The organism is Flavobacterium hercynium, assembly GCF_002217285.1.
In the GTDB taxonomy this organism is placed as follows: domain Bacteria; phylum Bacteroidota; class Bacteroidia; order Flavobacteriales; family Flavobacteriaceae; genus Flavobacterium; species Flavobacterium hercynium.
This window is the reverse complement of sequence record NZ_MUGW01000022.1, coordinates 1-13,523: the sequence shown is the minus strand read 5'-3', so window position 1 is coordinate 13,523 and position 13,523 is coordinate 1. Positions and strand designations below refer to the sequence as shown.

Sequence of the window (13,523 nt, the reverse complement as noted above, 5' to 3'; positions counted from 1 at the left end):
TTTTTACTTCAACCTACTTTATAAATTTCACAAGACTCAATCACAAGAAAATTTTTCATTAACAAACATCAATTGACTTGATTTTGATAATGAAAAAGAAATAATCTTGGAATTTTGAAATTTATACAAATAAGTATTAAACAAACTGAAATTCAATTTAGAATTAAATTTTAGTATTTTATTAAAAGTAAAATAATGAAAAGCTAAAAGTATTTTAGCACCTAATACAAACTTGACGAAAAAAGTAATTGTCAATTCCATAAGCAGCATAATTTGAGGTTCTATATATCTTATTAACTTTAAAATCAAGAAATCGTTTTGTTTAACTTCCTTACCTAAAATTATAAAAAACTAGAATATAAAACAAATGTAAAATTCTTATTTTTTAAAATAAAGCAAAAAATAAAAACTTAAAAAACTGCCTGAATATCAGGTAAAACAACATTTTACAAGTGAAAAGAGCATTTAGAATTACAAAAAAATAAAAATTGTATTTTAGACTAAATATTAAAAAGTAATATTTAACCTACACAAATAAGCCAAAATTAAGTTAATAACAGTATAAAAATCATAAAATACCATACAAAACTTATAAAAAAGTGTAGAAAAGGCATTTCTTTAGAGAATTCCAAAAAAACGGGTAAAAATACGGGTGCTAAAAAACATAAAAGTTTAAACAAATGTTAAAAAGGCTAAAAAAAGGCAAACAACTAAAAATAAGCTATTTACCTTTTTAAAAGTTTTATTTTCTTATTATGATTCTATGATAGTGTTAATTTGTTTGAAAAGTTGACCATCGCTCAAAAAAGCACCTTGCTGAATCAATTCAAAAATTGAAGTATTTCTTTCTTCAGTAAACACTTTCTTTCCAACTTTCATTTCAATAGTTTCCGTGAACATATTATCACTTAACCATTGTAATCCTTCTTTAGTCAAAAAATCCGTTTCAGGAACTAATGATTTTAATACAATAGACTGAACATGTGATTCAAAACATTGAAATAAAAATATATGGTTTTTAGAAAAATGCTCTAAAAATTCTGCTCTTGACAAAACTCCTTCCCAAATTAGATCTGAAAATACATCTAACTCCTGTTCTGCTACTTCTGGTTTGTTTATTTTAATAGAATCCCACTCTCCTTTATCAATTGCCTGGGTTGCCAAAAAATTAGAGAATTCTGCATGCAATTCATCAAATTGCTCTTTTGTTAATCTTGCGTATTTCATTATTATTATTTTTCTAATTAAAAGAAGCTTCAAACGAACAGGAATGTACCTTAATTCATTCCGTTAATCCATAAAAAAAGCCCTCACGAATGCGAGGGCAAATTTATAACTTTTTTTGCTTTACTAGAAAATGTATCGTATACCAAATTGCGCCTGCCATCTTGAATTTAAACTGGCATCATAACTAAAGGTTTTGGTTTCTGTATTCGTAAAAGTATACGTTGGCGTATTTCCAACAACTGTTACACCAATTGGCTGTACACTTGTAGGCACTTGCACAACTCCCCAATTAGAATTTAATAAATTTCCGAAATTCAAAACATCGATACTAAATTGAATTGTATTCTTTTTTTCAGATGCAGATGATACTTTAAAATTATAATCCTGTAATAATTTTATATCCCATCTGCCTCTCCATGGCGATACAGCTCCATAACGCTCTGCATACTGCCCTCTTCTGTCTTTCATATAATCATCCTGATCAATATATCTGTCAAAAGCTTCAGCCTGTCCTGCACCACTAAATGCCATTTGACCAATTTCTGCTTTTGTTGGAATGTAAATCAAATCGTTTACAGCAGAACCGTCTCCATTAATATCTCCACCATACGTATAATTAAAACGACCTCCTCTTGCATATTCGAAAAAAGTAGAAACTGTTGTTGCCCACTTATCATTTCCGTATTTCCATTTTTTGGAACCTACACCAATAAAACGATGATTATCGCCATATTTAGAATTCGAAAGAACATCGTTATTTACATTTCCTAACGAAGGATTAAATGCGAATGCATCACCTGTAATTTCTGCTTCTATAGAGTTAACATCCTGAGATTTTAAATAGTTATAAGCTAAACTTGCATATAGTCCATTATCAAATGTCTTTTGCACTTTTACAGAAGAATTAAAAGCACTTCCTTTATCAGAATTTGACATTACAAAAGCATTGTTCGCTCCTTTGTCTGCCGCTGTATAAATAACTCTGTTATCCACACCACCTAAAACTCCGGTAGGCGATTTTAAACCCCAATTCTGTACATGTACCGCATTAATATCTTTATTATAAGACACATCAACAGTTACGATATAATTGTTCTCAAATTTATGATCGTATCCCAGACTTGTTCTCCAAACCTGTGGCCATTTATAATTAGGATCCATAATTTGAAAAAAGCTATCATCTGCACCACTTACCTGATTTCCTAACCATACAAACGGAATTCTACCTGTAAAAATTCCTGATCCTCCACGTAGCTGAGAAGTAGCATTACCTGTCACATCCCAGTTGAAACCAACTCTTGGCGACCACAATATTCTGTTACTTGGCATATCAGTAGAAATTAATTTTACCGCCTGACCCGTTTTAGGATCAAAATAATCTACTGCATTATCTCTTCCGGAACCACCATTGGCCGTACCGATATATTTTTCAATTAAATCAGGAGTATTAAAATACAAAGGCTTATCTACTCTTAAACCTACAGACAATTTGAAATTGTCGTTTACACTAATTTCATCCTGAGTATAAAGTGCAATTTGCCCAACATTTAGTTCTGATAATTTCCATCCGTTATCTGCACCAACACCATTGCTATTTCTCGCTGCATTAACATCTTGTGCATATTGCAGGTTTTGAGCTATCATACTTGTTGCATAAGGCTGCGCAGCATCGTTAAGAAAATCCTGTGTTGTAAAATAAGGTGTAAAAAATGTTCCTGCATAACCATTTGGATTTCCAAAATTGTCATAACCTCCTAAATTGAAGGAATTAGCAAATTGAAATTTTTCGAAAGCAGTTCCAAAGGTAAAAGCATGTTTCCCTACAGAATAAGTCAAATTATCTGTAATCTGAATCACTTTTTGATCCAATGTATTATTAACCGAAAAAGGTTCGTGACCCGCAATAATATAATTTGCGCCCGCACCATCCTGAATATTAATTACCGGAGCCGGACTAGAGAACGGAACCCTAAAGTCATCAAAATGCGTATATCCTGCCTGTAGTTTATTGGATACTTTTTCGCTAAACTTTGAATTCAATTCTACCAAAAATGAGCTAAGCTTATTATTAATTTGATAACCTGAATTTCTAAATTGTAAAATAGAAGCATTTGGACCTCTAAAACCTAAAGCTGTAGGATGCGCTGGTTTGTCTTTTGAAGCATCCAGAAAATTATAAATAACCGCTAATTTATGATCGTCACTGATATTCCAGTCTAGTTTAATAATCCCTTTAGTCGAATTTGATTCGTGTTTGTACCCTTGATACCCACCCGTGTCGTATCCTAAATTTGCTAAAGCATTAGAAACTGCAATTAAATCAGATTCTAAAACGCGTGATTCATTTATTCCTATAATACCATCATTATTATTCGCAACAAAATTAGAGCCTAAGTCGCTTCTTTTATCAATTTCAAAGTTTCCAAAAATGAACAATTTATCTTTAATGATAGGTGCTCCTAAACTAAATCCTGCCTGAGTTTGCTCTAATGAAGGTACAAATATTTTTTCGCCCTTTATTTTGCTTCCTGTCAAATCCTGATTTCGGTAAAATGCATAAGCAGTTCCGTGAATTTCATTTGTTCCGGATTTGGTAACGGCATTTACAGAAGCTCCTGTAAAACCGGATAAAGTAACATCATAAGGTGCAGTAGCTACCTGAATTTGTTCGATTGCATCTAAAGAAATAGGCTGAGAACCTGTTTGCCCGCCCGGAGTAGCAGCATCTAATCCAAACGGATTGGTAAATACAGCTCCATTTAAAGAATAACTATTGTATTGATCATTTCTACCTCCAAAAGAACCTCCACTTGCAGTTGGATCTAATCGGGTAAAATCTTCAGCTGATCTTGAAATGGTTGGTAAAGCTGTTAGTTCTTTTCTTCCAATCGTTGTCTCGCCACCCGTTCTTCCGCTTTCGAAAATTTTATTTTTTGAAACTACTTTTACTTCTTCTAAGGTCTGACTTGCATCATTCATGACAACATCAAGTGTAAAGACCTTTCCTAGATCAAGATATACATCATCGTATACCTGATTTTGATATCCCACAAAAGTAACTTCAATTTTATAAGGCCCTCCAATTCTCATATTAAGAATATTAAACCTGCCATCTTCGTTGGAGAGCGAAGAATATTTTGAACCGGTAGGGGTGTGAACTGCCAAGATGGTTGCGCCTGGCAGAAGTTCTCCTGATGAACTTTTTACTATTCCCTTAATACTAGAGGTGGTACTTTGTCCTACAGCAACAGTAAGACCAAAGACACATAATAGTAATACAAAGATTTTTTTCATTTTACTGATTTTGAGTGAGTTATTTCATTCAAAATTAGTCAAAAAAAAATCACTCCTAGGAGTGATTTTCAAATCTTATTAACAATAAGTTAACAAAATATTATTTTTCAGCGATAATCTCGTATGGTAAATCAACGATAACATCTCTGTGTAAACGGATGCTAGCAGAATATTTTCCTGTACGTTTTACGATACCACTAGTGATGAATTTTCTATCAATAGCGTTACCTGATTTCTCTAAAGCTTCAGCGATGTCGATGTTAGTGATAGAACCAAAAAGTTTCTCACCACCAGCTTTTGCTGTAAGTTTAATTTCAAGAGCTTTTAAAGTTTCAGCTAATGCTTTAGCATCAGCAACAACTTTAGCTTCTTTGTGTGCTCTTTGTTTTAGGTTTTCAGCTAAAACTTTTTTAGCAGAAGGAGTTGCTAAAGCAGCAAAACCTTGAGGAATTAAGAAGTTACGACCGTAACCAGGTTTTACAGATACTACATCATCTTTAAATCCTAGGTTTTGTACGTCTTGTTTTAAAATAAGTTCCATGTTGTTGTCCTTATATTTAGAAGTTAGGTTCCTTTTGACGGGAAACCAACAACTTTAGTTTAATATTATTTTAATAAATCGGCCACGTATGGCATTAAAGCTAAGTGACGAGCTCTTTTCACAGCTACAGAAACTTTTCTTTGGTATTTTAATGAAGTTCCAGTTAAACGACGAGGAAGAATTTTTCCTTGCTCATTAACGAATTTCAATAAGAAATCAGCATCTTTATAATCGATATATTTGATTCCTGATTTTTTGAAACGACAGTATTTTTTAGTTTTGTTAGTTTCAATGTTCAAAGGCGTAAGATATCTGATATCCCCGTCTTTTTTTCCTTTTGCAGATTGCTCTATTGTAGACATAATAATTAAGCTTTAGTAGATTTTAATTTGGCTCTTCTTCTTTCAGCCCAAGAAATAGCATGTTTATCTAAACTTACAGTTAAGAAACGCATAACTCTTTCGTCACGTCTAAATTCAGTTTCAAAAGCAAGCAGAACTTCTGCAGCTACTTTGAATTCAAATAAGTGATAAAAACCACTTTTTTTGTTTTGGATTTCGTAAGCCATTTTTTTAAGACCCCAATCCTCTTTTGATACCATTTCAGCTCCTCTACTAGTAAGAAATTCTTCAAATTTCGTTACTGTTTCCTTCACCTGAACCTCAGATAAAACGGGATTTAAAATGAAAACAGTTTCATAATGATTCATAAATACAATATTTATTTGTTAAAATTGGGTGCAAAAGTAGTGATAATTTTTATATACACAACACTTTTTTACATTTATTCGATGTATGGTAAAAAATAAAGTTCAAATTTAGCTTTTTGTTCTAAAAAAATAATATATTTACTATTGCTATCCTGAATTTACTTTAAATTTGAATGTTATGAAACTAAATTGTGTTGTTGTAGATGATAGTTCTATACAGAGGACAATTATTGCAAAATTAGTCAATAATCACCCAGGTTTGCATTTAATAGGTGACTTTTCTAACGCAATCGAAGCTAAAAGTTGTATCTCTCTAAATAATGTTGATCTAATTTTCCTTGATATTGAAATGCCTGTCATCAACGGATTTGATTTTCTTGACGGATTAAAATCAAAACCGCAGATTATATTTATTACTTCTAAAGCCGAATACGCTTTAAAAGCTTTTGATTATGATGCTACAGATTACCTTCAGAAACCTATTGCTGTAGATCGTTTTAATGCTTCTGTAAAAAGAGCAATAGACATGCATTTGCTTAAAAAAGAAGTAAAAGAAGAAGAAGGCGAACACATCTTCATTAAAAGCAATCTTAAAAAACTAAAAATCTTTACGGCTAAAATCAAATGGATTGAAGCTTTTGGAGATTATGTGAGAGTTGTCACAGAAGACGACAGTAATTTAGTACTTTCGACTATGAAGTCTTTTGAAAACGATCTTTCTAAAGAAAAATTTATTCGTGTTCACAAGTCCTACATTATCAACATCGATAAAGTAGAACGCTTCAACAGTAAATTTGCTGAAATAGGAATTACAAAAATTCCATTAAGCCGAAACAAAAAAGAAGATTTAGTGCGCGCACTTTCGACATCGTCATAAATTAATAAAAATCAACGTTGGCAACAACTTTGATCGCTCGGTACTGAGCAACAGCCTCAAAACTATTCAACATTTTCTGAATAGTTTTTTTTGTTGCCCCCAAAGGCAGATTGTTTGGAATCTTAATCAATATCGTTCTGATATATTCATTTCTGATTCTGCTGATTGCGGGTTCTTCCGGTCCTAAAACCGGAACATTCAGGTTCTGACTTAAAACCTGATACAACCACATAGAACCTTCTTTTAATTTTTCGAATTCACGGTGTTTCAATGTCAGCTTTATAATTCTAAAATAAGGCGGATATTTGTAAATCTGGCGATCATACAATTGCTCCTTATACATTCCTATATAATTATTCATTGTAACCTGCTGAATCGTATTGTGATTTGGATTATAGGTTTGTATCACAACTTTACCCTGTTTCTCTGCTCTTCCTGCTCTTCCTGCTACTTGTGTCATCATTTGAAAACTACGCTCGAAAGCTCTAAAATCAGGATGATGAAGCATATTATCTGCGTTCATAATTCCAACCAGACTCACATTATCAAAATCTAATCCCTTAGCCAGCATTTGCGTTCCCACTAAAATATCGATTTCCCGATTTTTAAATGAATCTATAATTTTTTCAAAACCAAACTTCCCACGCGTTGTATCCTGATCCATTCTTCCGGTTTTTACATTCGGAAAAAGAGACGCCAATTCCTGCTCAATCTGCTCCGTTCCAAAGCCTTTAGTAGTCAGATCAATACTGGAACATTTATGACAATGCGTAGGCTTTGCAATCGAATAACCACAATAATGACATCGCAGCTGGTTTTTATGTTTATGGAAAGTTAAACTCACATCGCATTGCTGACAGTGCGGCACGTGACCACAGGTAATACATTCGATTACCGGAGAATAACCTCGTCTGTTTTGAAACAAAATTACTTGCTCCCCCAATGCAACTGCTTCAGCAATTTCTTCAATTAAAAGATCGCTAAAATGTCCCGTCATTCTTTTTCTGAAATGCTTGTCTTTTAGATCGACCAAAACAATTTCAGGCATGCGAACATTATTATAACGTTCCGTTATCGTAACCAAACCATATTTATCGGCTTGGGTATTAAAGTAAGTTTCAATACTTGGTGTAGCTGACCCCAGAAGCACTTTAGCATTATGAAAATTAGCCAAAACAATAGCCGCATCTCTTGCGTGATATCTTGGCGCAGGATCTGTTTGTTTAAATGTTTGTTCATGCTCTTCATCAACAATCAGCAAACCTAAATCACTAAAAGGTAAAAACAAGGCCGACCTGGCTCCTATCACAATTTGTGCTTTCTCTGCTCTTTCAAGCGTTTGTTTCCAAACCTCAACTCTTTCGTTATTACTGTACTTAGAATGAAAAACAGCTACTTTATCACCAAAGTGAAGTCGCAATCTGGTTACTAATTGTGTCGTAAGTGCAATCTCAGGAAGCAAATACAAAACCTGTCTTCCTGTGACTAAGTATTCTTCAATTAACTTAATATAAATTTCAGTTTTTCCACTTGATGTAACACCATGAAGCAGACAAACTTCTTTTTCTAAAAAACTGTTCTTAATTGCCGAAAAAGCAGCATCCTGCGCTTCACTCAGAATTAATTGTTTGTCCGTTGCTTGTCCGCTAAACGAAACGCGGTCTTGCTGTAAAAGATACTCTTCAAATATTTCTTTGTCAATTAAAGCTTTTACGACAGCCGAAGTAGAATTAGAAGCCTCAACCAGTTTTTTTACCGTGACAGGCTTAGGTGCGCTTTGACCGTTTTCATCTCTTGTTTTTTCAGAAGCTGTAATCTGAAAATAGGTCATTACAATTTCTTTTTGCTTAGCAGCATTTTTCAATACTTCAAGCAATTCACTTAAACCATTATTCGATTCGTATTTAGAGTGCAATCGTACGTAACGAACCAATTTTGGCTTATAACTTTCTTTTATTTCTTCTTCTAAAACAATAACATCTTTAGCTATCATTTTTTGAAGAACGGGAAAAATATTTTTTTTATTTAATATCGAAATAATATCCTGAACTTTTAAAGAACTCTGATGCTGTAAAGCTTCATACACCAAAAACTCATCATCGGAGAGTTCATTTTGGTTTACAGAAACATCTGTTTTGTGCGAAATAATAGTTTCACTTTCCAACAACAACCCACTTGGAAATGCACCACGATATACATCACCAATACCGCACATATAGTAATTAGCCACCCAAAGCCAATGTTTTATTTGAACTTCGGTTGCAATTGGTTTTTCGTCCAGTATCTGATGTATTTCTTTAGCTTCGTATAAACCAGGTTCGTTCTGATGAATATCAATCACCAAACCGGTGTAAATTTTGTTTTTTCCAAAAGGTACAGCTACCCGCATTCCTTTTTTAATAAAATGAAATTCAGATTCTGAAATACGGTACGTAAAGGTTTTAGCCAGAGAAAGAGGCAGCACTACTTCGACAAAAAACATGTAATTACTTATAAGATTTGAAAATTATTTTTTAGCCGAAGCCTTTGCAGTATTATATTCCTGAACCAATTTTGAAGTATGATTTAAAGAGTTTAAATCTTTCCAGTCATCATGACCCGTAATGATATACTTAGGATTTTTAAATTTTGCCTGAACTTTTTTAATTGATTTCGCCCATTCTTTTACATCTGAATCTCCTAAATATCCAAGATCTGTTGCTTCGGTACTTTTAATAAAGCAACCGCCATACAGCACTTTTTCTTTGTCGAACCAAACTAAGATATTATCTGAAGCATGTCCTTTACCAGGATAAAAAACTTCAAAGTTATGCTGACCAACTGTAAAAGTGGTATCATTAGGAATTACAAACTTAGCTCTTTTTTTATTTTCTTTTTTAAGAATAGCGTCGGTTAATTGTATCGTATAGGTTTTAATTCCTTTTTGATTATAGAAACCCAAACCTCCCGCTCTGTCTTCATGAGAATGCGTAGCAAAATGCATCACAACTTCTTTATTGTGTTTTGCTTTTATACTGTCTAATAATGGCTGAAACTGTGATACATCCCAAGGAGCATCAAACAAAACAACACCTTCATTAGTAACAAGATACAAAGCGTTTGCTGAAATTAATTGTCCTTTATAATCATGAAACGTCTTATAAACATAAAAGTCATCCGTAAGATGACTTATTTGTAATGGCGATTTTTTTGATTGTGCAAAGCCTGGTAATAATGCTACTAAGAATAAAAGTACCGAAGCTAATTTTCGTATTTTCATACTTATAAATTTAATTTTTTACTCGGGTCCAATATTGAGTTCTTCCCATAATAGAGATCCCTACATAACCACGAAGTTTTAACTTATCTGCAGATTCAAGTGTAATATAACATTTGTATTTTTTACCGTTTGTAGGGTCTAAAATTGTTCCTCCGCTATATTCATCTCCGTCTTTTTGCAAACCGTTAATGATTACCAAACCCTGGATTGGTTTGTTTTTATCTGCTCCATCGCATTTAACACAAACATCCTTTTTATGATCGGCACGAAGTATCTCTACTACTTTACCATATAATTTCCCTGATTTTTCATAAATCTCTACAACTGATTTCGCTTCACCGGTTGCATCATCGATTGTTTTCCATTTTCCAAGAACACCCTGAGCCTGAATTGAACCCAGCGTAAGGAAAAAAACACCAACCGTTAACATTAAATTTTTCATACTTTATTTTTTTTTTGTTTTAATTTTCTGATACTGGCATTCAGTTCAAATCCTAAAAGCAGAATCATACAGTTTATCCAAATATAAAACATTAGAATTAATAATGTCCCAATAGAACCATAAAGTTCGTTATATTTTGAGAATTTTATTACCCAAATTCCAAAAAAGAACGAAGATATAACAATTAAAATAGTCGTAAAAACAGATCCGATACTTATAAATGGTACTTTATTATACTGCCTTGTTCCAAAACGCAATAATATTGAAGTTGTGATCAAAATCATCAAAACAACAAACAAATATCGACCCAAAATAATCAGCGGAATACGATCGCTCAAAACATCCTGAATAATCGTTTTTTGAATAAATACCTCAAAAACTACAATGGTTGCAACCGTCACAAACAATATAACTGTCATTAATAACGAAATCGCCAAGGCTACCAGATATTGACTAAAAAAACCACGTTTATCAAAAACATGCTTAGAAGATTCAAACCCACTTAAAATCCCGTTAATTCCATTTGCCATCAAAAAAATAGAAAGCAAAAAACCAGATGATAATAATCCCGAGTGACTATTATTTAAAATATCACTGATAATTTTATTAATTGCATCGTAAGTGTTTGGAGGAACTCCCTGCTGAACAAACAAAAGAAAATCAGCCTGAAATCCTTCTATTGGAATAAAAGGAATTAAATTCAGAATAAATAATGCAAAAGGAAACAAGGCCATGAAAAAACTAAACGAAACCGCACTGGCATGATAGGAAAAAGCTCCTTCCAGAATACCAAGCGTATACATTTCTACCAAGTCATAAAGCGAAAAACCTTCTAACCAAGGCAAATGTATTCTCTTTAAAAACTTAGCAAAAGAACGTACAACAGGAATTCTTTCAATCCGATCTTCTATCTCTTTAGACATATATTTATTTATTTCAGATTTTAGATTTTAGACTTTAGATTTTAGATCCAACTAACTAACAATTCACAATTCACAACTAAATTAAAAAGCTTTCAAGCTCAAATCCATGTTATAAACAGAATGCGTCAAAGCGCCTGATGAAATATAATTTACACCACATAAACCGTATTCACGAATTGTTTTTTCGTTGATGTTACCGGAAGATTCCGTTTGACATTTGCTTCCAATTAATTGAACTGCTGTTTTGGTATCTTCATAATTAAAGTTATCAATCAGGATTCTGTGTACACCATCACTCAAAAGAATCTCACGGATTTCGTCTAAATCTCTTGCTTCTACAATAATTTTAAGATCTAAATTATTGGCTTTCAAATATTCTTTTGTTTTTTTTATGGCAAGCGTAATGCCTCCAGCAAAATCGATATGATTGTCTTTTAGCATCACCATATCGTAAAGTGCAAAACGATGATTCTCGCCTCCTCCAATTTTTACAGCCCATTTTTCAGCAGCTCTAAAATTAGGTGTTGTTTTTCGGGTATCTAATATTTTAGCACTTGTTCCTTCTAAAAGCTGCACGTACTGATTTGTTTTTGTAGCAATAGCAGACATACGCTGCATGGTGTTCAGAACCACACGTTCTGCTTTCAAAATAGATTGAGAACTGCCGGAAACTTCAAATACAACATCTCCGTATTCTACATGCGTTCCGTCTTCTATATAATTTGTGATTTTTAATTTTGGATCAACATATTCAAAAATCATTTTTGCCAGTGCAACACCCGCAATAATTCCCTGATCTTTTACTAATAATTTAGCTTGTCCGTGTGCCGTTTCAGGAATACAAGCTAATGAACTGTAGTCACCTGTGCCCACATCTTCGCGAATTGCATTACTAATTAACAGTTGTAACTCGGTTTGAAATTGTACTTCGCTAATCATTTTATTATTTTTTTATAAGATGCTAAAGTAGGATATATTTTGTGGATTTAAAAGTTTCGCTTTGATTTTAAAATTTAAAAAACATTAAAATAGAGAGCAAAATCAGGCTTTTACTCTTAATAAAACTTAATATCATAATGGTTCAGATAATTAAAGAACATTAAATATCTTTGAAGTTCATTCAAACTAAATCATGGGATTAATAAAAGATATTTACTCAGTTGCTTTTTACGAAAATTTTGGTCAGACTGTAGCCGAAGTCCATCCGGCTTTTGACAAGCAGCAATTTATTGCAACGATTTACGAAGGCAATTTTGCTCAAAAAGAGTGGAAAGAACGCATGAAACATACAACAGTAGTTTTGCATCAATTTATGCCTCAAAACTTTCCCGAAGCTGTTGCTTTGATTGACAAAATCATTATAAATCTTAGAAAAAACAAATTTACAGATGGCAATCTGGCTTTTATTTTCTTTGCTGATTATATCGAAATGTATGGTTTAGATGATTTTAAAACTTCAGCAAAAGCCTTTGTTTCTATTACTCAATTTATAAGTTGTGAATTTGCTGTTCGTCCATTTATTTTAAAGTACAAGGAACAAATGATCGAAGAAATGACAATATGGTCTTTGCATAAAAACCATCACGTACGCAGATTAGCAAGCGAAGGTTCAAGACCAAGATTACCCTGGGCAATGGCGATTCCGTTTCTAAAAAAAGACCCCGCTTCTATCCTGCCTATTTTAGAAAACCTTAAAAATGATCCTTCAGAATATGTCCGCAGAAGTGTTGCCAATAACTTAAATGATATTGTAAAAGACAATCCCCAGATCGTTTTAGAGATAGCTTCAAAATGGCGTGGTATCAGCAAAGAAACTGATGCAATCATTAAACATGGCTGTCGAACTTTGCTTAAACAAGGACATCCGGAAATCTTAAGTCATTACGGACTGGAAAGCACCAACATTGAGCTTTCTTCTTTTGAAGTTAAAACACCGATTGTGAAAATTGGTGATTATTTACAGTTTCAATTTCATTTGAACAATAAAAATGACGAAGCAAAAACCATTCGCTTAGAATATGCTATTCATTACAAAAAATCAAAAGGACATCTGGCAAAAAAAGTTTTCAAAATAAGTGAAAAAATATATCAGCCCAATCAGTTAACTAAGATCGAAAGAAACCAGTCTTTTAAAATTATTACAACCCGCGTTTTTCATACCGGAATCCATAAGGTATCCATTATTATTAACGGAACGGAAAGTGATCCTCTGAATTTTGAATTGGTAAATTAAACACGAATTTCACGAATT

At 32.9% G+C, this 13,523-nt stretch carries 12 protein-coding genes; 2 read left to right on the top strand and 10 right to left on the bottom strand.

Annotated features, from left to right (window positions below):
• Nucleotides 1-753 precede the first annotated feature (753 nt).
• From B0A66_RS11220 to rpsF, 5 genes are all read right to left on the bottom strand, one after another.
• Nucleotides 754-1,227: a DUF6495 family protein gene (locus B0A66_RS11220; protein ID WP_089049931.1), complete on the bottom strand. Its 474-nt coding sequence runs from the start codon at nucleotides 1,225-1,227 to the stop codon at nucleotides 754-756.
• A gap of 123 nt (nucleotides 1,228-1,350) precedes the next feature.
• Complete coding sequence (locus B0A66_RS11215; protein WP_089049930.1) at nucleotides 1,351-4,521, bottom strand: TonB-dependent receptor; 3,171 nt, start codon at nucleotides 4,519-4,521, stop codon at nucleotides 1,351-1,353.
• Between the two features lie 100 nt (nucleotides 4,522-4,621).
• Nucleotides 4,622-5,062, bottom strand: coding sequence for a 50S ribosomal protein L9 (gene rplI / locus B0A66_RS11210; protein ID WP_007810573.1), 441 nt, complete (start codon nucleotides 5,060-5,062; stop codon nucleotides 4,622-4,624).
• A 65-nt stretch (nucleotides 5,063-5,127) separates the two neighbouring features.
• Nucleotides 5,128-5,424: a 30S ribosomal protein S18 gene (gene rpsR, locus B0A66_RS11205; protein WP_002987043.1), complete on the bottom strand. Its 297-nt coding sequence runs from the start codon at nucleotides 5,422-5,424 to the stop codon at nucleotides 5,128-5,130.
• A 5-nt stretch (nucleotides 5,425-5,429) separates the two neighbouring features.
• A complete protein-coding gene (rpsF, locus tag B0A66_RS11200) occupies nucleotides 5,430-5,771 on the bottom strand; it encodes a 30S ribosomal protein S6 (protein ID WP_089049929.1) in 342 nt (113 codons plus the stop codon).
• A gap of 178 nt (nucleotides 5,772-5,949) precedes the next feature.
• On the opposite strand from rpsF, the gene B0A66_RS11195 reads away from it, so the two are divergent.
• A complete protein-coding gene (locus tag B0A66_RS11195; protein WP_089049928.1) occupies nucleotides 5,950-6,648 on the top strand; it encodes a LytR/AlgR family response regulator transcription factor in 699 nt (232 codons plus the stop codon).
• Nucleotide 6,649: 1 nt separating this feature from the next.
• Here B0A66_RS11195 and priA read toward each other — a convergent pair whose 3' ends face one another.
• The 5 genes from priA to nadC form a co-directional block, all read right to left on the bottom strand.
• A complete protein-coding gene (priA, locus tag B0A66_RS11190; protein WP_089049927.1) occupies nucleotides 6,650-9,130 on the bottom strand; it encodes a replication restart helicase PriA in 2,481 nt (826 codons plus the stop codon).
• Between the two features lie 24 nt (nucleotides 9,131-9,154).
• A complete protein-coding gene (gene bla-B1-FLAV / locus B0A66_RS11185; RefSeq protein ID WP_089050054.1) occupies nucleotides 9,155-9,901 on the bottom strand; it encodes a subclass B1 metallo-beta-lactamase in 747 nt (248 codons plus the stop codon).
• Between the two features lie 16 nt (nucleotides 9,902-9,917).
• Nucleotides 9,918-10,349 (bottom strand): DUF2147 domain-containing protein, encoded by a 432-nt coding sequence (locus tag B0A66_RS11180; protein WP_089049926.1) that lies wholly within the window; start codon nucleotides 10,347-10,349, stop codon nucleotides 9,918-9,920.
• Complete coding sequence (locus tag B0A66_RS11175; RefSeq protein WP_089049925.1) at nucleotides 10,346-11,272, bottom strand: YihY/virulence factor BrkB family protein; 927 nt, start codon at nucleotides 11,270-11,272, stop codon at nucleotides 10,346-10,348. The genes B0A66_RS11180 and B0A66_RS11175 overlap by 4 nt, the downstream gene beginning before the upstream one ends.
• Nucleotides 11,273-11,353: 81 nt before the next feature.
• The gene (gene nadC / locus B0A66_RS11170) at nucleotides 11,354-12,211 is read right to left on the bottom strand and encodes a carboxylating nicotinate-nucleotide diphosphorylase (RefSeq protein WP_089049924.1); all 858 of its coding nucleotides are present in this window, start codon (nucleotides 12,209-12,211) and stop codon (nucleotides 11,354-11,356) included.
• 193 nt (nucleotides 12,212-12,404) lie between these two features.
• Here nadC and B0A66_RS11165 point away from each other — a divergent pair, with 193 nt between their 5' ends.
• A complete protein-coding gene (locus tag B0A66_RS11165) occupies nucleotides 12,405-13,505 on the top strand; it encodes a DNA alkylation repair protein (RefSeq protein WP_089049923.1) in 1,101 nt (366 codons plus the stop codon).
• Nucleotides 13,506-13,523: the final 18 nt, after the last annotated feature.

Excerpts from the sequence above, each read along its gene's own strand:
- B0A66_RS11220 (WP_089049931.1), bottom strand. The coding sequence starts at position 1,227 with ATGAAATACGCAAGATTAACAAAAGAGCAATTTGATGAATTGCATGCA.
- B0A66_RS11215 (WP_089049930.1), bottom strand. The coding sequence starts at position 4,521 with ATGAAAAAAATCTTTGTATTACTATTATGTGTCTTTGGTCTTACTGTT.
- rplI (WP_007810573.1), bottom strand. The coding sequence starts at position 5,062 with ATGGAACTTATTTTAAAACAAGACGTACAAAACCTAGGATTTAAAGAT.
- rpsR (WP_002987043.1), bottom strand. The coding sequence starts at position 5,424 with ATGTCTACAATAGAGCAATCTGCAAAAGGAAAAAAAGACGGGGATATC.
- rpsF (WP_089049929.1), bottom strand. The coding sequence starts at position 5,771 with ATGAATCATTATGAAACTGTTTTCATTTTAAATCCCGTTTTATCTGAG.
- B0A66_RS11195 (WP_089049928.1), top strand. The coding sequence starts at position 5,950 with ATGAAACTAAATTGTGTTGTTGTAGATGATAGTTCTATACAGAGGACA.
- priA (WP_089049927.1), bottom strand. The coding sequence starts at position 9,130 with ATGTTTTTTGTCGAAGTAGTGCTGCCTCTTTCTCTGGCTAAAACCTTT.
- B0A66_RS11180 (WP_089049926.1), bottom strand. The coding sequence starts at position 10,349 with ATGAAAAATTTAATGTTAACGGTTGGTGTTTTTTTCCTTACGCTGGGT.
- B0A66_RS11175 (WP_089049925.1), bottom strand. The coding sequence starts at position 11,272 with ATGTCTAAAGAGATAGAAGATCGGATTGAAAGAATTCCTGTTGTACGT.
- nadC (WP_089049924.1), bottom strand. The coding sequence starts at position 12,211 with ATGATTAGCGAAGTACAATTTCAAACCGAGTTACAACTGTTAATTAGT.
- B0A66_RS11165 (WP_089049923.1), top strand. The coding sequence starts at position 12,405 with ATGGGATTAATAAAAGATATTTACTCAGTTGCTTTTTACGAAAATTTT.